General features: G+C 71.6%; 16 protein-coding genes. 8 read left to right on the forward strand and 8 right to left on the reverse strand.

Annotated features, from left to right (window positions below; translation table 11 throughout):
* The first annotated feature begins 8 nt into the window (after positions 1–8).
* The gene (locus tag AB0G01_RS11660) at positions 9–170 is read left to right on the forward strand and encodes a DUF397 domain-containing protein (RefSeq protein ID WP_360942950.1); all 162 of its coding nucleotides are present in this window, start codon (positions 9–11) and stop codon (positions 168–170) included.
* 82 nt (positions 171–252) lie between these two features.
* On the opposite strand, the gene AB0G01_RS11665 is transcribed toward AB0G01_RS11660, so the two are convergent.
* The gene (locus AB0G01_RS11665) at positions 253–2,469 is read right to left on the reverse strand and encodes a germacradienol/geosmin synthase (RefSeq protein WP_360942953.1); all 2,217 of its coding nucleotides are present in this window, start codon (positions 2,467–2,469) and stop codon (positions 253–255) included.
* A 442-nt stretch (positions 2,470–2,911) separates the two neighbouring features.
* On the opposite strand from AB0G01_RS11665, the gene AB0G01_RS11670 reads away from it, so the two are divergent.
* From AB0G01_RS11670 to AB0G01_RS11685, 4 genes are all read left to right on the forward strand, one after another.
* Positions 2,912–3,733: an ABC transporter ATP-binding protein gene (locus tag AB0G01_RS11670; RefSeq protein WP_360942956.1), complete on the forward strand. Its 822-nt coding sequence runs from the start codon at positions 2,912–2,914 to the stop codon at positions 3,731–3,733.
* A gap of 24 nt (positions 3,734–3,757) precedes the next feature.
* Complete coding sequence (locus tag AB0G01_RS11675; RefSeq protein WP_360942959.1) at positions 3,758–4,723, forward strand: iron-siderophore ABC transporter substrate-binding protein; 966 nt, start codon at positions 3,758–3,760, stop codon at positions 4,721–4,723.
* A gap of 1 nt (position 4,724) precedes the next feature.
* Positions 4,725–6,761, forward strand: coding sequence for an iron ABC transporter permease (locus AB0G01_RS11680; protein ID WP_360942962.1), 2,037 nt, complete (start codon positions 4,725–4,727; stop codon positions 6,759–6,761).
* Between the two features lie 747 nt (positions 6,762–7,508).
* Positions 7,509–10,157 carry a M4 family metallopeptidase gene (locus AB0G01_RS11685; protein ID WP_360942965.1) on the forward strand — a complete coding sequence of 883 codons (2,649 nt, stop codon included), beginning with the start codon at positions 7,509–7,511 and terminating at the stop codon, positions 10,155–10,157.
* Positions 10,158–10,332: 175 nt separating this feature from the next.
* On the opposite strand, the gene AB0G01_RS11690 is transcribed toward AB0G01_RS11685, so the two are convergent.
* Both AB0G01_RS11690 and AB0G01_RS11695 read right to left on the reverse strand, forming a co-directional pair.
* A complete protein-coding gene (locus tag AB0G01_RS11690) occupies positions 10,333–11,637 on the reverse strand; it encodes an FHA domain-containing protein (protein ID WP_360942968.1) in 1,305 nt (434 codons plus the stop codon).
* Complete coding sequence (locus AB0G01_RS11695) at positions 11,634–12,407, reverse strand: protein phosphatase 2C domain-containing protein (protein WP_360942971.1); 774 nt, start codon at positions 12,405–12,407, stop codon at positions 11,634–11,636. The genes AB0G01_RS11690 and AB0G01_RS11695 overlap by 4 nt, the downstream gene beginning before the upstream one ends.
* A 224-nt stretch (positions 12,408–12,631) precedes the next feature.
* On the opposite strand from AB0G01_RS11695, the gene AB0G01_RS11700 reads away from it, so the two are divergent.
* Complete coding sequence (locus tag AB0G01_RS11700; RefSeq protein WP_360942973.1) at positions 12,632–13,081, forward strand: MarR family transcriptional regulator; 450 nt, start codon at positions 12,632–12,634, stop codon at positions 13,079–13,081.
* 81 nt (positions 13,082–13,162) lie between these two features.
* Here the strand turns inward: AB0G01_RS11700 and AB0G01_RS11705 are convergent, their stop codons facing one another.
* The 4 genes from AB0G01_RS11705 to AB0G01_RS11720 all read right to left on the reverse strand — a co-directional run bounded on the left by AB0G01_RS11705 (position 13,163) and on the right by AB0G01_RS11720 (position 17,183).
* Positions 13,163–14,488: an MFS transporter gene (locus AB0G01_RS11705; RefSeq protein WP_360942976.1), complete on the reverse strand. Its 1,326-nt coding sequence runs from the start codon at positions 14,486–14,488 to the stop codon at positions 13,163–13,165.
* Positions 14,489–14,568: 80 nt separating this feature from the next.
* Entirely contained in the window at positions 14,569–15,813 is a 1,245-nt protein-coding gene (locus AB0G01_RS11710) for an alpha/beta fold hydrolase (protein ID WP_360942979.1), read from the reverse strand.
* A 379-nt stretch (positions 15,814–16,192) separates the two neighbouring features.
* Entirely contained in the window at positions 16,193–16,399 is a 207-nt protein-coding gene (locus tag AB0G01_RS11715) for a hypothetical protein (RefSeq protein ID WP_360942982.1), read from the reverse strand.
* 49 nt (positions 16,400–16,448) lie between these two features.
* Positions 16,449–17,183 (reverse strand): polyprenol monophosphomannose synthase, encoded by a 735-nt coding sequence (locus AB0G01_RS11720; RefSeq protein WP_360942985.1) that lies wholly within the window; start codon positions 17,181–17,183, stop codon positions 16,449–16,451.
* A 171-nt stretch (positions 17,184–17,354) separates the two neighbouring features.
* Between AB0G01_RS11720 and lexA the strand changes: the two genes are divergently transcribed.
* Positions 17,355–18,011, forward strand: coding sequence for a transcriptional repressor LexA (gene lexA / locus AB0G01_RS11725; RefSeq protein WP_360942988.1), 657 nt, complete (start codon positions 17,355–17,357; stop codon positions 18,009–18,011).
* A 169-nt stretch (positions 18,012–18,180) separates the two neighbouring features.
* Entirely contained in the window at positions 18,181–20,091 is a 1,911-nt protein-coding gene (locus AB0G01_RS11730) for a hypothetical protein (RefSeq protein WP_360942991.1), read from the forward strand.
* A gap of 174 nt (positions 20,092–20,265) precedes the next feature.
* On the opposite strand, the gene AB0G01_RS11735 is transcribed toward AB0G01_RS11730, so the two are convergent.
* On the reverse strand, positions 20,266–20,754 hold the full coding sequence (locus tag AB0G01_RS11735; protein WP_360942994.1) for a hypothetical protein: 489 nt from the start codon (positions 20,752–20,754) through the stop codon (positions 20,266–20,268).
* Positions 20,755–21,018: the final 264 nt, after the last annotated feature.

Genomic DNA, 21,018 nt, shown 5'->3' on the forward strand with positions numbered 1-21,018 from the left:
GCCCGCACATGTGGCGTACCAGCAGTTACAGCGCCGAGAACGGCAGTTGCGTGTCCATCGCCTTCCCCACCACCGGCCCCGTCGCCGTCCGCGACTCCAAGCAGCCGGGAGGACCGCGACTGGTCTTCCCGGAGACCGCCTGGACCGCGTTCCTCCACCGGCAGCGGTAGGAGCGCGCCGGGCCGAGGTCCGCACGACCTCGGCCCGGCACGTCCCTCGTCGGTCAGCCGGCGCGGTGCGCGCCGACGCCGGTCACCCCTTGCCCACCAGGAGGCGGGTGGAGGCCGTGCCGAGCCCGGTCGGTCCCCGGAACGCCTGCGGCGCGAGGGTTCCGCGCCCGGCGAAGTGCCGCTCCAGCGCGGACTCGCGGTAGCGGTCGACCTCCTCGTGCCAGTGCAGGATGCCGGCCACCCAGTCCTTCAGCTCGTCCGCGTGCCGGGTCAGCGCGGCCCGCTGGTCGGCGTCCAGCCGGAATTCCTCGAACAGCGCGGGCAGTTCGTGGTCCACGCTGTGCTGGAACTGCCGCAGCCGCTGGTTCGCCAAGTCGACGGTGATCGCGTAGGCGCGCTCCAGGTCGACGTCGAGGAACGTCTTCGCCACCACGACCATGTTGTGCACCTCGCCCTCGTACTGCACCTCCTTGCGCACCGAGTAGAGGTCGTTGAGCATGGTCGCGTAGTCGATGGCGGAGTTCTCGATGTTCCGGATCGCGCGCGTGCGGTAGATCTCGTCCGGCAGCAACCCGCCGTGGCCGAACCTGGCCAGGCTCATGGTGAGGTCGGAGCCGAAGGTCTGCCGGCGCATCTCGATGTAGTCCACCGGGTCCGGGACGCGGTGCTCGTGCTGGTTCTTCAGCTCCCACAGCCAGCTATCGAGCATCACCTCCAAGGCGGCCCGCAACTGCTCGCGGTTCCCCGGCGGCATCGGGGCGGTGCTCCGCGCCCAGAGGTCGGCCAGGCTGCGCTCCATCGGGGTGACCGGGGTGATCGGGGCCTCCCCGCTCACCACCAGCAACTGCTTGAGGCGGCCGGTGGCGACGCGGGCCGCGCCCATGTCCGACGCCCTGGCGTACACCTTCGGGTAGTAGTCGTCGCCGTAGGTGCCCCAGGTCAGCCACATCGCCGAGATCTCCAGCTCGTGCCGCGTGGCGTCCGGGTCGATGCCCGCCGAGCACAGCGCGAAGTCGTAGTCCCGCACCTTCTCCTCGGTCCACACGCCGAAACCGTCGTCGAACAGGCCCATCTCCCGGGACCAGGCGACGCTCGCCTCCTTGGCGTCGTGCCAGTGCGGGCTGACCGTCAGCGGGTAGGGCATGTCCAGCACGGACTTCGGTGCGGGCAGCGGCGGGACCTCGGCGAACGGGACGTGGCTGAAGGCGCGCAACCGCTGCGGTGCGGTGGCGAGCAGCGAGCGCGACGCCCGCGTGCCCAGGCCGGTCGGTCCGCCGAGCACGGGAGCGGCGTCCAGCGCGCCCTTGTTCATGTACCGGCTGGACCGCAGGTGCCACTCGTGGCCGCCGGACTGCCAGTCCTGCAACCCCTTCACGTACGCCATGACCGCCACCCGGCCCAGCGGGTCGATGCCGTGCTCGTCCAGCAGCGGCGGGACCTCGGTGACGGCGGTGTGCTCGAACTGGTGCAGGCGCGAGGTGAGCAGGTCGTTGACCGCCTCGGCGGCCTCCTGCGTGGGCACGTCCAGGAACTTCTCCAGCACCAGGACGCCGTTGCTCAGCTCGCCCTCGTCGAGCACCTCGCGCTCGTAGGAGAAGAGGTCGTTGCGCAGGTGCACGGCGTCGGAGAAGGTGTCCCGCAGCACGCCCAGCGGGCGCGACAGCGCGATCCGCGCGGGCACCTCCAAGCCGGTGACGTGCTCGACCAGGTTCGCGCTCCACGGCGCGCCGCCGACCTTGCGGCGCATCTCGATGTACTCGACCGGGTTGGACAGCCGGCCCTCGCTGATGTTGAGCAGCTCCCACATGGACTCGTCGAGCAGGTGCTTGGTGTTGTCGGCGAAGCGCCCGCGCCAGTCCGCCGAGTGCGCCGGGACGGTCCGCTCCCAGAGGTCCTTCAGCCCCTTCTCGACGGGGTTGGTCGGCTCCTCGGTGATCACCCCGTCGACCGGCATGAACAGCGGCAGGCGGTCCAGGTAGGCCTTCGCGCCCTGGATGTCGTCCGGGTTGCGCTTGTACAGCTCGACGAAGTGGTCGTCGAAGTAGAAGACCCAGACGTACCAGTCGGTCACCAGGTCCAGGTCGTCCGCCGACGCGTCCGGGTGGGTGTAGGCGCACAGGAGGGCGTAGTCGTGCGCGTCGAGGTCGCGGTCGGTCCAGATCACGGTGCCGTGCTGGGGGACGTCGATGAAGTCCATCCGGTGGGCCCACGCCTTGCTGTGCGCCCGCGCGCGCTCCAGGTGGGGGTTCAGCCGCGCCGGGTGGGGCATGTAGAACTCCGGCAACTGGAACGGCTGCATCGGCTGGTGCCCTCCTCTGGGTGCCCCGGCGATTCCAGGGCACGCGAATACCTGGAGCACGCAACCAGGCGCGGGGTGCATCGGCCAAGACCTCCAACGACGGTTCCACACGTTCGGGCAGCGGTATCCCTCCCTTGGCCCAGCGCCGTGGTGCCGAGGGTGTCCGCACTTTGCGGGCGCGGGCCGGGCGGGCGCGGGCGTGCACGCCTCCGAAGTGCCGTTTCGCGGCAAAGGGCGGGCCGGAGTGCGGTGCCCCGAAGGAATCGGCGACTCGGCCGCGCATCGACCGTTGTGGTGGTGTCGGTGGCCGTCCGTGGTGAGTACACGTCATACGGCCGGGCGGACCCGGGAAAGGGTCGTCCCGGCGTGACCGACTGGGCCGTTGAGTGCACTGCATCACGCCCGGATGGGTTAATCCATGACTTAGGTTAGGCTCCCCTTCATGACCGAAGGCGATGGCGCGCTGCTGGCCGGTCACGGCCTGGTGCTCGCGCACCACGACCGCACCGTGGTCCACGGCGTCTCGCTGGAACTGCGCCGCGGCACGGTCACCGCGCTGGTCGGACCCAACGGTTCCGGCAAGTCCACGGTGCTGCGCTCCCTGGCCCGGCTGCACAAGCCGAAGGACGGGGACGTCCGGCTCGGCGAGCGCCGGGTCTGGCAGGGCTCCGCGCTGTCCGGCAAGGAGTTCGCCCGCAACGTCACGCTGCTCACCCAGCACCGGCCCACCCCGTCCGGGGTGTCCGTGCGCGACGTCGTCGGCTACGGGCGCTACCCGTACCGCTCCGGCTGGCGCGGCGTCGACGCCGACGGGGCCGCCGCCATCCGGCGCGCCATGGCGCTGACCGGCGTCGCGGACATGGCCGGGCGCGGCGTGGACGAGCTGTCCGGCGGCGAGCTCCAGCGCGTCTGGCTCGCGTCCTGCCTGGCGCAGGAGACGTCCGCGCTGCTGCTGGACGAGCCCACGAACCACCTCGACCTGCGCTACCAGATCGAGGTCCTCGACGTCGTCCGCGACCTCGCGGACGACCACGACGTGGCGGTGGGCGTGGTGCTGCACGACCTCGACCACGCGGCCCTCGTCGCCGACCGGGTGGTGCTGCTCCACGAGGGCCGGGTGGTCGCCGCCGGCGACGTCCGGGACGTCCTCACCGCCGAGCACCTCACCGAGGCCTACGGAATCGCGGTCCACGTCGCCGACGACCCGGTCACCGGGACCGTCCACTGCCGCCCGCTGGGCCGGCACGCACCCCGCCCCGCCTGAACGAAGCCCAACGGAGAAGAGCACATGCGCATCCCCGCCCTGATCGCGGCTGCCGCGATCCTGCTGACCGCGTGCGGCACCACGGAGGAGGCCCCGCCCGGCGGCGCGACCGCCGCGGCCGGCGGCCCGGTGACGGTGACCGACTCGCGGGGCAAGGCCGTGGAGCTCAAGGCACCCGCCACCAAGGTCGTCGCGCTGGAGTGGGCCGAGGCCGAGATCCTGGTGTCGCTGGGCGTGCCGCCGGTCGGCGTGGCCGACGCGGCGGGCTTCAAGACCTGGGACTCCGTGGTCACGCTGGCCGAGTCGACCGAGGACGTCGGCAAGCGCAACGAGCCGAGCGTCGACGCGATCGTCGCGCTCGACCCGGACCTGGTCGTCATGGCCGAGGAGCGCGAGTCGACCCTGGTGCCGCAACTGGAGAAGTACGTCCCGGTCGTGGTGACCAAGACCAGCGACGCCGGCCGGAACTTCGACCGGTTGCGCGAGGACGTGAAGCTGATCGCCAAGGCCGTCGGCAAGACCGCCGAGGGCGACGGGCTGCTCGCCGACATGGACGCCGGGCTGGCCGAGGGCAGGAAGGCCGTCGAGGCCAAGGGCGCGACCGGCACGCCGTTCTTCATGGCGGACGGCTGGCTGGAGGGCAGCACGGTCAGCATCCGCCCGTTCGGCAAGGGCTCGCTGGTCTCCGACATCGCCGAGCGGGTCGGCCTGGTGAACGCGTGGACCGGCGAGGTCGACCCGCAGTGGGGCCTGGGCCAGACCGACGTCGAGGGCCTGACCGCGCTGACCGACCCGAGGACCGTCCTGTTCTACAGCGCGTCCGAGGAGGACGTCTTCAGCACCGGCCTGGAGCAGAACCCGGTGTGGCAGCGGCTGCCGTTCGTGACCTCGAAGAAGATCACCAAGCTGGCCCCCGGTAGCTGGACGTTCGGCGGACCGGAGTCGGTCGGCCACATCGCGGACCAGCTCGTCAAGGCCGTCACCGCCTGACGTGCTCCGCACCGCCGCCGTGACGGCGGGGATCGCGGCGCTCCTCGTCGTGCTCTCCGCCGTGCACCTCACCCAGGGCACGTCCGCCACCGACGTCGCCGACGTGCTCCGGGCGTTCGCCGGGCAAGGCGACCCGCAGACCTGGGCGGTGCTCGCCGGGTCCCGCGTGCCGCGCCTGCTCACCGCGCTGCTGCTCGGCGTCGCGCTCGGCGTGGCGGGCGCGGGCATGCAGTCCGTGGCGCGCAACCCGCTGGCCTCGCCGGACACGCTCGCGGTCAACGCGGGCGCGCACCTCGCCGTCGTCGCGATCGCCGCGTTCGGGCTGAGCCTGCCCGCGCTGCCCGCCGGCGGTGCCGCGTTCGCCGGCGGCCTCGGCGCGGCGGCGGTCGTGCTCGGCCTGTCCGGCGGCGGCTCGACCAGCCCGCGACTGGTGCTGGTGGGGTCGGCGGTCGCGTTGACGTTGCAGTCCCTCACCATCCTCCTGCTGCTGATGTTCGAGCAGGAGACGACCGGCCTGTTCGCCTGGGGCAGCGGGTCGCTCACGGTGGCCGACCTGGACGCCACCGCGCAGATGACGCCCGTGGTGGTGGTCGCGGTGGTCGCGCTGATCGCCATGGGGCGGTCGCTGGACGTCCTCGCGCTGGGCGACGACAACGCCGCCGTGCTCGGGCTGCGGGTGCGGCGCACGCGGATCGGCACGGTGCTGCTGACCGTGGCGCTGACCGCCGCCGCCGTCACCGTGGCCGGGCCGGTCGGGTTCGTCGGGCTGTGCGCGCCGGTGATCGTGAAGCTGCTCGTCCCCGCCGCGCCCGGCCTCGGTCGGCACCGGGTGCTGCTGCCGGTGTCCGGGCTGGTCGGCGTGCTGCTCGTGGTGGGCGCGGACGTGCTGCTGCGCGCGGCGCTCGGTTCGGCCGAGGCGCTGCGCGTGCCGACCGGTGTCACCACGACGGTCCTGGGCGCGGTGGTGCTGGTCTGGCTGGCCCGGCGCGGGAGGCCGGCGTCCGGTCGGGCGGGTCGGGCGGCCCCCGCCGGGCGGGTCGGCGTGGCCGGGTCGCGCGGGCGGCTGGCGGTGGTCTGCGGGGTGCTGGCCGTGCTGGTCGTGGTCGCGCCGGTGGCCGGGATGCTGCTCGGTGACCGCCTGGTGCTGCTGGGAGACCTGGTCAACTGGGTCACCGGGCGGACCGGGACGGCGCTGACCTTCGTGCTCGACCAGCGGTTCCCGAGGGTGCTGGCGGCGCTGACGGCGGGCGCGGCGCTGGCCGTGTCCGGGTGCGGCATCCAGTCGGTGAGCCGGAACCCGCTGGCCGAACCCGGGCTGCTGGGCATCACGGCCGGCGCGGGCGTCGGGGCGATCACGCTGATCACGGTCGTGCCGCTGGCCGGGGCGTGGCAGATCGCGGGCGCGTCGGGGCTGGGCGCGGCGGTGGCGTTCGGGCTGGTCTACGGGCTGGCCTGGCGGTCCGGGCTGGACCCGGACCGGCTGGTGGTCATCGGTATCGCCCTGTGGTCCGGCGGGATGGCGCTGATCACGCTGCTGATCGTCACCTCGGACCCGTTCAACTCGGCCAAGGCGCTGACCTGGATGTCCGGGTCCACCTACGGGCGGACGTTGGACCAGGTCGTGCCCGTGATGGTGGCGCTGGTCGCGCTGACCCCGTTGTTGTGGCTGCGACAGCGGGAACTCGACCTGCACGTGCTGGACGACGACACGCCGCGCGTGCTGGGCCTGCGGGTGGAGCGGTCCCGGCTGGCCGTGCTGGTGGCGGCCGGGGTGCTGGCCGCCACGGCGGTGTCGGCGATCGGCGTGGTGGCGTTCGTCGGACTGGTCGCGCCGCACCTGGCGCGGTCGCTGGTCGGCGGGCGGCACGCCCGGGTGGTGCCGGTGGCGGCGGCCGTCGGAGCGGTGCTGGTGAGCATCGCGGACACGGTGGGGCGCACCGTGATCGCGCCGGCGCAGGTGCCGGCCGGGCTGGTCATCGCCCTGGTGGGCACGCCGTACTTCGTCCTGCTGCTGTGGCGCACCAGGGAAGCGCGCTGATCTCGGGGCGGATCGGATTCTCGTCCGGCGCTCCGGCCGGTTCGCGGCCCGTCCCCGCAATGTCCCGCCGCCCATTCTTCACGGCGGGGCCGGGCGCGGGTCCGCCGACGCGCGGTCGCCGCCGCCCCGGATTGCGGCTCGGCGGCGTGCCGGAACGGGGGTGCGCGCCACCGGAGCCACGGAGGGTGTTTCCCCGGCGGGCTCGGACGGGTATGCAGGAACCAGCGCCGACCGCGATATCACCCCGTCCGGTCGCGCTGCCGTGAAACGAGCCGGACGGCGCGACCCGCCGGTCCGGCAAACAGCACACGCACCGGCTCCCGGGCGGAGCACCGGGCCTGGTGGCGGCGGTGCCGCGCGTCCACACCGGACGAACCCGGACGAACCCCCACCACCGTCCCCTGACCTGCGGTTTCCCCACCGGCCGGCACGTCGGAAAACGGACAGTATCCGAAAGCGGACACCGCCCGACCGGCCGGGAAGCGCATTCGACAATTCGGACGCGACCATCCGGGGGCATATCAAAAGGCCATAGATCAAGGGGTATGACCACGCCCCGAAGTGGTCTTGGACAATTGGCCCGAACAGATCAATATCGGGTACGCCGACGCTACTGGCAACGGTTAATCCTCGATGGTGCACCTCCCGGGCGTTACACAGGGACTTGTTTTTATCGAGGTCGCCGCTCGTGACTAGGACATTCGTCGTCCGAGTCCTCGGTATTCCCTGTGTGCCTGAGGAGCTGGCATGAAACGCAGTATCGGCGTGTACCTGGCCGCGTGCCTGGCCGCACTGTCGGTCCAGGCCGCGTCAAGCGTCGCGCAAGCGGCGCCGACGCCGCCGGCCAGTCCGGTCACCCTGGCCACGACCGCGGCCGACCAGGCCGCGGCGTCCGGGTTGGACGCCCTGGCCAAGGGCCCTGATGAGCAATTCCAACGCCGTGCCGTGCAGAAGGGCGGCATCCCCGGTCAGAAGGACCTGTACTACGTGTCCTACGACCGGACCTACAAGGGCCTGCCGGTCATCGGGGGCGACGCGGTCGTCTCCACCGACGCGGCCGGGAAGGTCCTGGACACCGTCGCCGCGAACGAAGGCGGCCTGGCGGTGGACACCAGGGCGAAGATCAGCGCGGCGCGGGCGAAGAGCATCGCCCGCGCCCAGTTGTCCACGGTGGACAAGGTCGAGGGCGGCACCCTGTCCGTCCTCGCCGGCGAGCACGACAAGCTGGTCTACGAGGTGCTGGTCTCCGGCACCCGCGCCGGCGCGCCGAGCCGCCTGCACGTCTACGTCAACGCCCACAACGGCGTCGTCGAGGACCAGGTGGACGACGTCCACGCGGGCACCGGGCAGAGCGAGTGGAACGGCCCGAGCCCGCTCAACATCGACACCAGCAACAACAGCACGGTGGACGACACCCGACCCGGCCTGCGCTGTGTGGACTACTCCACCAACCAGCCGTTCACCAAGTCGTCCAACTCCTTCGGCAACGGCCAGGCGACCAGCAAGGAAACCGGCTGCGTCGACGTGCTGTGGTCCACTCAGAAGCAGTGGGACATGCTGAAGAACTGGCTGGGCCGCAACGGCATCGACGGCAACGGCCGAGGCGTCACGGTCAAGGTCGGTCTGGACAAGGTGAACGCCTACTGGACCGGGCAGCACATCGAGATCGGCCGGAACAACTCCCGGCAGTGGATCGCGTCGATGGACGTCGTGGGCCACGAGCACGGCCACGCGCTCGACCAGTACACCCCCGGCGGCGCGGGTCGCGAGGCCGGGCTGGGCGAGGCCACCGGTGACATCTTCGGTGCTCTCGTGGAGTCCTACGCCAACGAGCCGGCACCGTTCGACACGCCGGACTACCTGGTCGGCGAGTCGGTCAACCTGGTGGGCCAGGGCCCGATCCGCAACATGTACAACCCGCAGGCCGTCAGCGGCCACCCGAACTGCTGGTCCAGCGCCATCCCCGGCACCGAGGTGCACGCCGCGGCCGGTCCGCTGAACCACTGGTTCTACCTGCTCGCCGAGGGCTCCAACCCCGGCGGCGGCAAGCCCAGCAGCCCGACCTGCGACGGTTCCACCGTGCGCGGCATCGGCATCCAGGCGGCCGGCCGGGTGTTCTACAACGCGATGCTCCAGAAGACGTCGACCCAGACGCACTTCAAGTACCGCGTCGGCACCCTCAACGCCGCGAAGACCCTCGACCCGACCTGCGTGCAGTACAACGCGGTCAAGGCGGCGTGGCAGGCGATCAGCGTCCCGGCCCAGTCCGGCGAGCCCACCTGCACCCCGATCCAGCAGAACGACTTCAGCCTGGAGCTGAGCTCGGCGTCCGGGACGGTCGCCCCCGGCGGCTCCGCGACGTCGACCGTGCGCACCACGACGGTGTCCGGCAACCCGCACTCGGTCGCCCTCACCGTCACCGGCCAGCCCACCGGCGTGACCGCGACGCTCAACCCGGCGTCGGTCACCTCGGGTGGTTCGTCCACGCTGAACATCTCGGTGGCGTCCGGCACGGCGGCGGGCACCTACCCGCTCACCGTCCGAGGCCAGGGCACCACCACGCACACCGTGACCTACAACCTCACGGTGGGCACCGCCCCGGCGGAGAACGACTTCGCCGTCGCCCTGAACCCCACCAGCGGCGAGACGAACCCCGGCGGCACGCTGACCACCACGGTCGGCACCACCGTGACGTCGGGTGAGTCGCAGAAGCTCGCGCTCAGCGCGTCCGGCCTCCCGGCCGGCGCGACGGCGAGCTTCGACCCGGCCACCCTGGCGGCCGGCGAGTCGTCGAGGCTGACGATCGCCACCACCTCGGCCACGCCCGCCGGCACCTACGCGGTGACCGTCACGGGCACCGGCGCGGACGCCACGCACTCGGCGACCTACCAGTTGCGGATCGGGGGTGAGCCGCCGGCGAACGACTTCTCGGTGGTCCTCGACCCGACCAGCGGCAGCGTCGAGGCGGGCAGCTCGGTGGACACGACCGTCCGCACCACCACGACGGCCGGTTCGCCGCACAAGGTGCACTTCTCGGCTTCCGGTCTGCCGACGGGTGCGACGGCGACGTTCAACCCGCTGTCCATCGAGTCCGGTGAGACGTCGACCCTGACGATCGCCACGACCTCGGCGACGCCGGAGGGCCAGTACACCATCACGGTGACGGCCACCGGCACGGACAGCACGCACACCGCCACCTACACCCTCACGGTGACCGCCGGCGGCGGTCCGGGTGGCTGCGACGGCATCCCGGCGTGGAGCGCTTCGTCGCCCTACGTGCCGAACGACGAGGTGTCGCACAGCGGTCACAAGTGGAAGTCCACCTGGTACTCCACCGGTGCGGAGCCGGGTCACCCGAACTCCTGGGCCGTGTGGCAGGACCTGGGCACCTGCTGATCTGAGCACCTGCTGATCTGGGCACCACCTGATCCACGGGGCGGCTGTCGACTCACCCGAGTCGGCAGCCGCTCCGCTGTGCGCCCGGCGCGTCGGGCGGGTATCCGTCCACTGTGGACGAGCGGTGCGCGCCCGACCTCCCGGCGGTCGGTGGAACCGAGGACCTCCGGGGGCGTTACCCGAGCACCTCGTAGGTGAAGAACGCGCCTTCGCCGAGCATCACCCGCGAACCGGGCGTGAGGATGGCCGGGATGAGCCCGGCCAGTTCCTGGGGCGACCAGCCGGGCGCGATCACGGTGGTGCCGTTCTTCGAGCCGAGGTCGACGACCAGGACGTCCCAGCCGTCCAGGCGGACCTCGACGTGGTTGCGGGAGATGTCGTTGCCCTGGTTGGCCAGGCGGATGGCGTGCGGCGCGGTGGGGCTGCGGTCGGCGACCTGGGGGTCCCGGCCGAGGATCACGTTGCGGTCCAACGTGATCAGCTCACCGGTGGACAGCCGCAGGACGCCCAGCGGCGGGCGCGGCACGATGAACGCGTCCTGCGGCGGGAAGCCCTGGCCGCACACCCGGCAGGCGATGGCGTGCTCGGGGTTGAGGTGCCGCGCGGGGCAGGCGACGGCCCGGACCCTCGGCGGGCCGCCGGTGACGACGTGCCGGGTGTCGTCCGGCGAGTGGCCACGGCGCACCACGGTCTCGTCCACGCGGGGCGGGACGTCCGACGGCGGGACCACCGCGGTCGACGCCCCGCTCGTCCCGGCCACGCCGACCGGGGGCGCACTCGACCGGACCACGACCGGCGGTGACCCGGCCGGTCGCGGCGTGATGAGCTGGGGGACGTCCGGCGGCGGCGTGGGTCCGGCACCCCGAGGCCCGACCGGTTCGGCCGCCGGCGCGTCCGGCACCGGCGCGAACGCCGGCGTCGACGGGGTGAACCCCTGCGGCGGCAACGGCACCGCTCCCGGCGTCGCCCCGGGCACCGGCCCCGGCACCGGCAGCACCTCGGTCAGCCCCGGCGCGGGCACCACCTCGGTCACCCGCCCCACCTCCGGAGCCGCGACCAACCGCACCACCAGCCGCGACGCGAGCACCACCCCGCGTTCCAGCGGCAGCTCCGCGCTGCCACCCGACGCGGAGGTCAGCCGGAGCTCCACGGCCGACTCCGGCAGCCCGGTGTCCACCCACGTGGCCACCCCGTCGGCCCGCAGTTCGAGCAGCACCCCGTCCAACCCGACCAGTCCGACCACCGCGTCGCCGCGCAGCACGACCCGCCGCTCAGCCGGGGTGTAGCGGACCAGCGCGACACTCCCCACCGCCCGGGAACCCCCGTGCACGATCACGTTCAGCACGTCGTCCAACCCGGCCCCGTCGCGCACGAGCTCCCAGCACCGGCGCACCACGTCGGACCCCGGCGCGGCCCCGATGAGCAACCAGGTCCCCTCGGCCACGACGGCGACGGACGCACCCGGCGTGTACAGGGTCACGGCGCGGCCCGTGGCACCGTGTCACCGGGGTCGGCACCCCCCGGCCCGTGGTCCACGACCACCACGGTGACGTTGTCCCGGCCCCCGGCGTCGACCGCCCGCCGCACCAGCTCGCCGGCCGCGCGGTCCGGATCGGCCACGTCCCGCAGGACCGCCGCGATCTCGGCGTCCTCCAGCTCGCCGGTCAGCCCGTCCGAGCACAGCACGAACCGCTCGCCCGCGACCGCCGGGAAGACCCACTGGTCGGGCTCAATCGACGCGTGCACGCCCAACGCCCGGGTGATCACGTTCTGGAACCGCGAGTACCGGGCCTCCTCCTCGGTCAACGCCCCGGAGGCCACCATCTCGGCGGCCTCGGAGTGGTCCGCCGTCAACCGCGCCAGCACGCCGTCGGCGTACCGGTAGACCCGCGAGTCGCCGAGGTTGAACACCACCCAGTGCGGCGACCCGGCGATCCGCACGAGCCCCAGCCCGGTGGCCGTGGCACCCATGCCGGCCTGCTCGGGGTGCTCCCGGCCGGCCGCGCGGATGGCCCGGTTCGCCTCGGCCAGCGCCTCGCGGAGGTCGTCGGGGTGCAGGTCCGCGCGCCCGTCCAGCACCCGCAGGTGCTCGACCGCCATGGCGCTGGCCACCTCGCCCGCGGCGTGCCCGCCCATCCCGTCGGAGACCGCGAATACCGAGGACCCCGCGAAGAGGCTGTCCTCGTTGGACGACCGGACCCGGCCGACCTCCGTGGCCGCTCCGGCCCGCACGTTGCCCGCCCGCCCCATCAACGCCTCCCCGCCGGGCGGTCGACCGGGGCGACCACCGCTCGCGTCTCACATCGTCGACCCGACCCGGAACGTTGCACCCACTCCCGGGAGCGGGCCCCACCCACCTTCCCGGACCCCGGCGCTCGACCGTGCACCGGGGTGGCGCGGCGACGCACTAGGCTCGCCCTCCCGGCCTGCGGTGGAGCGCGACGCGGCCGGTGGGACCGCGCGAGGAGGTCGACGTGGGCACGAGTTCGGACACCGGGTTGCTCGACGCGATCCGCACGGTCATCCGGCTGGCCCGGATCGCCCAGCAGGTGTGCGAGGACGGCGGTCTCACGCTGGCCCAGTACCGGGCTCTGAGCAGCGCGGCCAGGGGGCACCAGCGCGCGTACGAGCTCGCCCGGTACGCCGCCGTCACCCGGCCCGCGATCTCCGCCCTGACCAACGGCATGGTGAAGTCCGGCTTCATCCGGCGCAGCGGCACGGCGGAGGACGGGCGCGGGGTCCTGTTCTCCATCACCGACCACGGCGCGGAGGCGTTGCGCAGGGTGGAAGCCCTGCTGGTGCGCCGGTTCACCGAGGTGCTCGGCGACGCCGGCGAGGCCCTCGCCCTGCTGGACAGCGCCGAGCTCGACAACGCGATCCTCGCCCAAGCCGACCGGGATTTCGGCCCCAGCCGCACACGCTGACGCCGCGCCCGTGCGGGGCGACGACAGCCCCGCGCCCCGTCGCCACCGACCCGGCCGGGTCGCGGGCACCTCCCCCGGTGGTCACGACGACGTGCCCGCCGCCTCGGCGATGTCGTGGACGAGGTGGCGGCCCGCGCGCAGGAACAGGTACCCGGCGACGAACGCCGAGACGGCGACCGCGCCGGTGAGCGCGAGGCGCGGCCCGTAGGAGCCGGAGATCACGCCCGCGAAGACCGAGCCGAAGAACCCGCCCATCAGGAACGTGAACACCGGCAGCAGCGCGAAGGCCTGGGCGCGCAGCACGAACGGCGTGACCGAGGCGACCAGCGGGCTCACCGCCACCAGCGCGACGCCCGCGCACACCGAGGCCAGCACGTAGCAGACCAGCAGCAGCGCGATCGGCTGGGACCACACGCCGACCACGATGAACGCGCCGAAGGCCAGGATCGCCGCGCCCGCGACGTGCACGGTCCGCTCCGGCCGCCGCCGGAAGGTGCGGTCGAACCGCTGCCCACCGACGACCATCGCGGCGACCACCGGGATCTGGGCCAGCGAGAAGATCAGGCCGCGGGTGAACGCGTCGAACCCGTACTCGTCGCCGAGCAGGATCGACATCTGCACCGGCACGGTGAACAGCGCCAGGCCCAGCACGCCGATCCCCAGGCACATGAACAAAAACGTGCGCACCTTCATCATCCGGCGGAACGCGGTGATCGTGCCGACCGGTGCCGCGTCCCGCCCGGACGGTCCGAGCCGGTCCGCGCGCCCCCGCTCGGGCTCGTCCAGGAACACCCCCGCCGCCACGGCCAGCAGCGCGTACGGCGCGGCGAGCGCGAGGTAGGCCCACCGCCACGCCTGGTCCCCGTCGCCCGCGACGCCGGCGATCGCGCCCGCCAGCACCGGCCCGATGGCCTGGCCGAGCGGGGTGGCCATGGCCTGCAACGAGAAGACCCGGCCCCGCCCGCCCACCGGGTAGGCGTCGGAGATCAGCGACCCGAACACCGGGTTGGAGTAGGAGGCGGCCAACCCGGTGAGCGCGTAGGCCAGGAAGAGCTGCCAGGTGTTCTGCGCCAGGCCCGCCCCCACCAGCGACAGCGCCCCCACCGACGCCGAGATCACCACCAGGTGCTTGCGCCGCACCCGGTCCGCCAGCCACGCCATCGGCAGCCCGCCGAGGGTGAGCGCCACACCGGCGAACCCGGCCAGCGCCACCAGCAGCGCGTCGGAGATCCCGAAGGCGTCCCGGATGTCCGGGGCCAGGGTGTTGGTGGCCTCGCGGCTCAACTGCTCCATCACCACCAGCGGCACGGCGAGCAGGCAGATCGCCCACCCGCCGTGGCGCAGGGTGTCGCGCAACCGCACGCCCGGCACGGGTTCGGCCGGGGCGAGCTCCACCGCGCCGCTCAAGGCGCGGCCTCGCGGAAGCGGTCCAGGGCGCGCGTCATCGTCTCTCCTGACGGAAAAGGGTGGGAAAAAGGGGGTTCCGGTCAGAGCCGGCCGTCGAGCCAGTCCAGGGTGAACTCGGCGGCGGTGGCCTCGCCGCCCGCCTGGCAGTGCAGTTGCGCGGTCGTCGACTCGTCGAAGACCAGGAACGTCTTGGGGCACGTCAGCGCGTCGTAGAGCTGCTCGGCCTGGCCCGGGGAGTACGCCTCCTCGGTGCCGTCCATGACCAGCGTCTCGCACTCGATCCGCCCGGCCACCTCGGTCAGGTCGCACGCGTCCAGCTCGGCGAACAGCTCGTAGGGCGTGCTCACGCCGTGCTTCCAGCTCGAATCGCGGACGTACCACTCGACCAGCGCCGAGTGCTCGCCCACCGCCGCCACGGCGGCGTTGAAGGCGTCCGGGCCGGCCTCCCACGCGGCGTTGAGCGAATCGGGCAGCGACGCCCGGATCGTCGGGCCCCACGCGAGGTAGCCGGGGTTGGCCACGAGGAGCTTGATCCGCTTCTCGAACGCGGCGGCGCGCGGCGCGAGGTAGCCGCCGAAGCTGGCCCCCATCAGCCCGACCCGGTCCGGGTCGACACCGTCGAGCCCCACGACGACGTCCACGACGGGCGTGACGACCTTCTCCCAGTCGTGGCGGAACGTCAGGCCGTTGACCCGCAGCGCCATGCCCTGGCCGGGGCACTGGACGGTGAGGCAGTGGTAGCCGCGCCGCATCGCGCCGTCGTAGACCCAGCGGGTGTCCTCCGGCCAGGCGTCCCGGCCCTGGAAGAAGATCAGCACCGGCGCGGGGCCCCGCGCGTGCGGGCTGCGGTACAGGTAGGACGGCAGGAAGCTGTCCTCGTACGGGATCTCGACGTACTCGCCGGGGTAGTCGGACAGCGCGAGGTAGCGGTCGTAGCAGTGGTAGCCGGCGAGCGCGTTGGCCTTGACGCGCGGGTCCTCGGGGAAGCTGAAGTGCATCAGCCCGGCCCGCCAGTAGGACGACGCCCTCAGGTAGGCGCTGGCCGCGCTGATCGAACGACCTTCCTCCTCGGCCAGCTCGGCACGTTGCTGGAGCACCTCGGCGCGGGCGGTCCACGCGCGCAGCCAGCTCTCCTCGTCGTCGACGCCGATGGTGCGCAACGCTTCCAGGCACTCGCCGATGTCGGACATGCCGTACAGCGCGAGGCCGAGCTGGTGTTTGAACTGGCTGTCCATCACGTCGCTGTCGATGAACCGGAAGGAAGTCCACTGAGGACCGGGGAACAGGGGGTTCACGCTCGGTCCGGTCGTGCTGGGCGTGCTCATGCTTCTCCTCGGGGTTTCGGTCACGTGGCCGAGTGCGGCGGGCGGCGGTGCGCCCACGGGCGGGCGGCTTCGAGCTGGGCGGCGAGCCGGTGGCACAGGCCCCCGTCGCCGTAGGGGCCGACGAAGTGCAGGCCGACCACACCGGCACTATCGTTAAACCCTTTAACCATATTTTCGATAGTAGCCGATTACGCCAATCGTGCAAGGAGTACTTCAAATCTTTTCGGCACCTGCCGGCACGCATGACAAATCGGCGGTACGACCCACCTACCAGGCGTTTCACGCCAATAGGAAACACAGAGTCCGTACCACCGAGATTCACAGAACGCCCGATCGGCATTACGGCACGCGAATACCGCGCACAGGCCGCAACCCCTCGCTACAAGAACCCCCAGGTCGCGGTGAAGCTCCCCTCCGCCCGCTTGTCCTTCACCGATTCCACAGCGTAGAAGAATTCCGCGCCGCGCACGTCCCCCACGATAGGCAGGTCGGACAACCTCTCCAGAGTGGTGCGGACCCCCTCCTTCGCCAGGACGTGGAGGGCCTCGCGCGCCATCAGGTCCACGTCGCCGACGCCACCGCGCACGTCTCGATCGTGTGCGGCGGCAACCGAGTGGACGCGCCTGGACGTCCGGCTACCGCTTACGCCCGAACCGGAGCTTCCACGGCATCCGGGCCGACTCCAACTGCACCGCGAAGCTCATCTTCGACGTGCCCTCGGCGCGTTCCTCGAACCGGATCGGCACCTCCCTGATCCGCATCCCGCGCTGCGTGACCCGGTAGTTCATCTCCACCTGGAACGCGTACCCGTTGCTCTGGATCGAACCGATGTCGATCTTCCGGAGGGTCGCGGCGTGCCACGCCTTGAACCCGGCCGTGGCGTCCTTGACGCCCAGCCGCAGGATCGTGTTGACGTAGGTGTTCGCCCACGCCGACAACGCTTTGCGGTGCCACTCCCACTCACCCGCCACCGAGCCGCCCTCGACGTAGCGGGAACCGATCACCACCGCCGCGTCCGTGTCGGCGAGCGCCTTCACCATGGTCGAGATGACGCTCACGGGGTGCGAGAGGTCGGCGTCCATCTGCACCACGACGTCCGCGCCGTCGTCCAGCGCCTTCAGCATTCCGGCGACGTAGGCGCGCCCGAGGCCGTCCTTCTCGGTGCGGTGCAGGACGGACAGCGGCACCGGCCCGTTCGCGGCGAGGTCGTCGGCCACCGCGCCGGTGCCGTCCGGAGAATTGTCGTCGACCACGAGAACGTGCAGGTCCGGCAGGTCCACACCGGCCAGGAGGTCGACCAGGACCGGCAGGTTGTCCCGTTCGTCGTAGGTCGGGACGACCACCGTCACCTTGGGCGAGCTCGATTCCATCCAGTACCCCTGAGAGTTTTCCGCTGAGCGTCGAACCGGTCCGGCCGGACCGGTCCCACCTTATTCACCACACATCGGGTCACCACTCGAATCGGCGAAACGCCCACCGGATCCACCCACTCCAGTACCCGGAACGGGGCGCGCCCACCCGCGCTCTCTACCATTCCGCTCGTGACCGCCTACGACGACGTGTTCGCCGACCTCGACGCCTCGGCCCTGCCGCCGCGCCGACAGCAGATCCTGGCGGCGATCCGGGATTGGGTGGTCCGGCACGGGTACGCGCCGAGCACCCGGCAGATCGGCGACGCGGTCGGCCTGCGCTCCACGTCGGCGGTGTCGAAGCACCTGGCGGCGTTGGAGGACAAGGGATTCCTGCGACGCGGTGATTCGGTCTCGCGCCCGATGGACGTCCGCGCGTTCCTGCCCGACACCGGCGCGCACCGCTCGTCCCGCGACTCGGTGACCGTCCCGGTGGTGGGCCACATCGCCGCCGGTGCGCCCATCACCGTCGAGGAGCACGTGGACGACACCCTCACCCTGTCGCGCGAACTCACCGGCCGAGGCACGCTGTTCGCCCTGCGAGTACGAGGCGACTCGATGACCGACGCCGCGATCTGCGACGGCGACATCGTCGTGGTGCGCCAGCAGACCGAAGCCCACTCCGGCCAGATCGTCGCGGCGATGATCGACGAGGAAGCCACCGTGAAGGTCTACCAACGCCGCAACGGCCACGTGGTTCTGGAACCCCGCAACCGGGCCTACCACCCCATCCCGGGCGACAACGCGATCATCCTCGGCACGGTGGTCTCGGTCCTGCGCAGCGTCTGACGCCTGAGCGCACTTCTCCGCGCCCGTCCGAGACCACCACCGGCGCTGGTCGAGACCCGGCCGGCACACGCGGCGCAAGGGTCGCGTTCGCACCCGTTCGAGGGACTGACGGCAGAAACCCGTAATTCGACGGAGAACCCGCAGAACGGGTTCACCACACTGCGGTGCGATGAGCGACGACGACAAGGTGCCGGACGAGCTCCGGTTGATCCCGATCGACAACTCCGCCGAAGGCACGTTCACCGGCGTCCAGGCAGGCGTGATCCACGGCGGGGTGCAGTTCGGGGTCGACCGGACGCCCAAGCTCGTCGTGCTGCGCGCCACCCAGGCCGAACTGGACGACGTGCGCAAGCGCTTCGAGCCGCCCGGCGGGTATCCGGCGGCGCGACGGATTCTCGACACCCGCGGCGTGGTCGTCCTCACCGGGCCGGGCACCGGGCGCTCGTACACCGCGCGGCGACTGCTGCTCGACGTCGGTGCGGGCGAAGTGGTCGAAGCCAACCGGGAGCGGCCCCTGGGCACCTTCGACCACCTGGACGCCGGCACCGGGTACGTGTGGGACGTGCGGGAGTCGGCGCGGAACCCGTTCGACCGGGCCGAGTTCGAGCGGATCACCCGGCTGGTGCGCTCGGTCGGGTGCCACCTCGTGATCGTGCTCGACTCCGCCGTCCAGGCCCCGTCCGAGGCGGCCGACCACGTGGTGCAGTTGACCGCGCCGCCCGCGCACGACGTGGCCCTGGCGGAATTGCGGCGACGGTGCCCGACCGATGTGGACGGGCCGCTGCGGGTGCTCACGACCGACCTTGAGCTGGAGGACAAGGCGTCGCCGGAGAAGGCGGTGCGCGCGGCCGGGCTCGCCGTGCGGGTGCACCAGGGACTCGACCTGAAGAGCGCGCTGACCGCGCTGCGCGAGCACGTCGCGCAAGCCGTGGACCGACACCTGTCGGCGCGCTCCGACCTGGAGTTCGCGCTGTCGTTCGCCGTGGCACTGCTGGAGAACCAGCCGTACGACGAGGTCATGGCACGGGCGCTGACCCTGGACGAGGCGCTGGGCGAAGCCGGGCGCGAGCCTGGCGAACCGCTCCGCCGCCGGGCGTTCGCGCTGTCGAAGAACGACCTGCTGACAGCGGTGGCCGCGACGACGACCATGCGCGACCACCCGGACTACCCAGGTCTCCAGGAGGAGACCGTCCACTTCACCCGCCAAGGCTGGGCGGGCGCGGTGCTGCGCAAGCTGTGGCACGAGTACCCGCTCGCGCACGACGTGCTGTGGCAGTGGATGAGCGATCGCGGCATGACGACCCGGTTCACCGACGCCGTGCAGCACGCGGTGATCACGATCGTGACCGAGATCCCCGCCCACGAACCGCTCCAACTCCTGGACAACCTCGCGGGCCGGGGCGCGGTGGCGCACCAGACCCTGGCGGCAGCCGTGGTGGCGAGGTTGGACGAGCGGTACAGCGACCTCGTGTCGCGCACGGTCGAGGCGTGGACCGAGGGGACGGCGTACCAGCAGGCGACAGCCGTGTGGTTCAGCCTCAACCTGTCGGAAGCCCGTCCGCTGGCCGAGTCGTTGCGCAGGCTGGAACTGATCGCCCGCTCGGCGAAGTGGACACCGCGCAACGCGGTGGTGGCCGCTGTGCTGCAACTGCTGAAAGCAGAGCACCACCGGACGCAAGTGCTCGACGCCGTGGTGACGTGGACCGCGAACCGCCGCCTCGCCCAGGTCGCCCTGCCGCTGGCGATGTGGATAACGGGCTACTTCCCCTACCCGCTCACAACCGACCTCATCACGTCACACCCGGAGCAGCTCAAAGCTCTGGCGCACCGCGTGCTGACCGATCCGGAAAGCCGCCAGGCAGCCCTGGAGTGCCTGACGGTACTGGCGGACGAGGCGCACCTGAGGGCAACCTCCGCGAAGCGGCTCGTGCAGTTGACGCGGTTCCTGGCTCCGAACTTCACCTGGATGGGCCGCCGGAAGGCAGTGCTCGCCCTGTGCGCCACAAACCCGGACGGCCGCAACACCCTCCACCGGGCGTTCCGCCTCGCGGCACGGATGCACGAACGTGGACGCGCCTGACCAGCTCCCCGCACGGCACGAAGCAAAGCTTCAGCCGCCAACCACGATCGATCAGTGGAGCACTGAGCTTCCCCGAAGGCCGCCGCATCGACGTCGTCACATGACGTCATATCCGGCCCGTGATGTCGCCGCACGGGCCGGATACGACGATGGACGTCGATCAGTTCGAGCGCGCTAGTCCTTGATGTCCCACCACACGTCGTATTGAGAAGGACTAGGATATTCCTGCTTGTCGAAGACCAGCCGGTAGGAGCCCGTCGGCCATTCCTTGTGGTAGGGGTAGCTGTTGGCCTGGTTGTACGCCTCGACGTGAATCCTGCTGGAGCCGCTCACGTACTCGACCCAGTACCCGGAGCCGGTCACGTGACTGTCGTACCCGGTCGCGAAGGTGACCTTGAAGTCGGGCTTGATCTCGGCGGGCGGCCTCTCCAGCCACGACGCGTCGCTGGGGTAGAAGCTGTGGGAGGAGAGCGTCCAGGTGACGTTCGTGCGGTTGTAGATGTACCCCCTGGTCGTACGCCACATGCGGGGCTCCGACGCGTTCGCCCCTCCCGACGAGGTGCTGATCGGTTCGGCGTTGACGGGGGTCGCCAGCGTGAGGGCGGCGATGATCGCCATGATCATCGCCCATGGCCGGATCAGGCGGGAGTGAGGTCGACGCATGGACTTGAACCCTTTCGATCGTCCCGATTCCGCTTGTTGGCGATGTCCGCCCTCAGCGGCTTCGCCCCACACTGCAATGACTTCCTCGGCCTTTCAAGCCCTGTCAGCCGACCGGGGAATCCGACCACTCCAGGATGACACTCCTTTTGTACTGCGTGGCCAACCCATGACGGACACGGCCGAATCGACCCCCGGAGAGATGCACGCGGAGCACAATCGGATGATCCGCCCGACTACAGGTTTACTGATCAAGATCCGCAGTGG

The sequence above is a fragment of the Actinosynnema sp. NPDC023587 genome, assembly GCF_040640215.1.
Classification (GTDB): Bacteria; Actinomycetota; Actinomycetes; order Mycobacteriales; family Pseudonocardiaceae; genus Actinosynnema.

Bases quoted from the DNA above. Each gene is read 5' to 3' on its own strand.
- AB0G01_RS11685 (WP_360942965.1), top strand. From the start codon at position 7,509: ATGAAACGCAGTATCGGCGTGTACCTGGCCGCGTGCCTGGCCGCACTG.
- AB0G01_RS11720 (WP_360942985.1), bottom strand. From the start codon at position 17,183: ATGGAATCGAGCTCGCCCAAGGTGACGGTGGTCGTCCCGACCTACGAC.
- AB0G01_RS11675 (WP_360942959.1), top strand. From the start codon at position 3,758: ATGCGCATCCCCGCCCTGATCGCGGCTGCCGCGATCCTGCTGACCGCG.
- AB0G01_RS11660 (WP_360942950.1), top strand. From the start codon at position 9: ATGTGGCGTACCAGCAGTTACAGCGCCGAGAACGGCAGTTGCGTGTCC.
- AB0G01_RS11735 (WP_360942994.1), bottom strand. From the start codon at position 20,754: ATGCGTCGACCTCACTCCCGCCTGATCCGGCCATGGGCGATGATCATG.
- AB0G01_RS11670 (WP_360942956.1), top strand. From the start codon at position 2,912: ATGACCGAAGGCGATGGCGCGCTGCTGGCCGGTCACGGCCTGGTGCTC.
- AB0G01_RS11695 (WP_360942971.1), bottom strand. From the start codon at position 12,407: ATGGGGCGGGCGGGCAACGTGCGGGCCGGAGCGGCCACGGAGGTCGGC.
- AB0G01_RS11730 (WP_360942991.1), top strand. From the start codon at position 18,181: ATGAGCGACGACGACAAGGTGCCGGACGAGCTCCGGTTGATCCCGATC.
- AB0G01_RS11665 (WP_360942953.1), bottom strand. From the start codon at position 2,469: ATGCAGCCGTTCCAGTTGCCGGAGTTCTACATGCCCCACCCGGCGCGG.
- AB0G01_RS11710 (WP_360942979.1), bottom strand. From the start codon at position 15,813: ATGAGCACGCCCAGCACGACCGGACCGAGCGTGAACCCCCTGTTCCCC.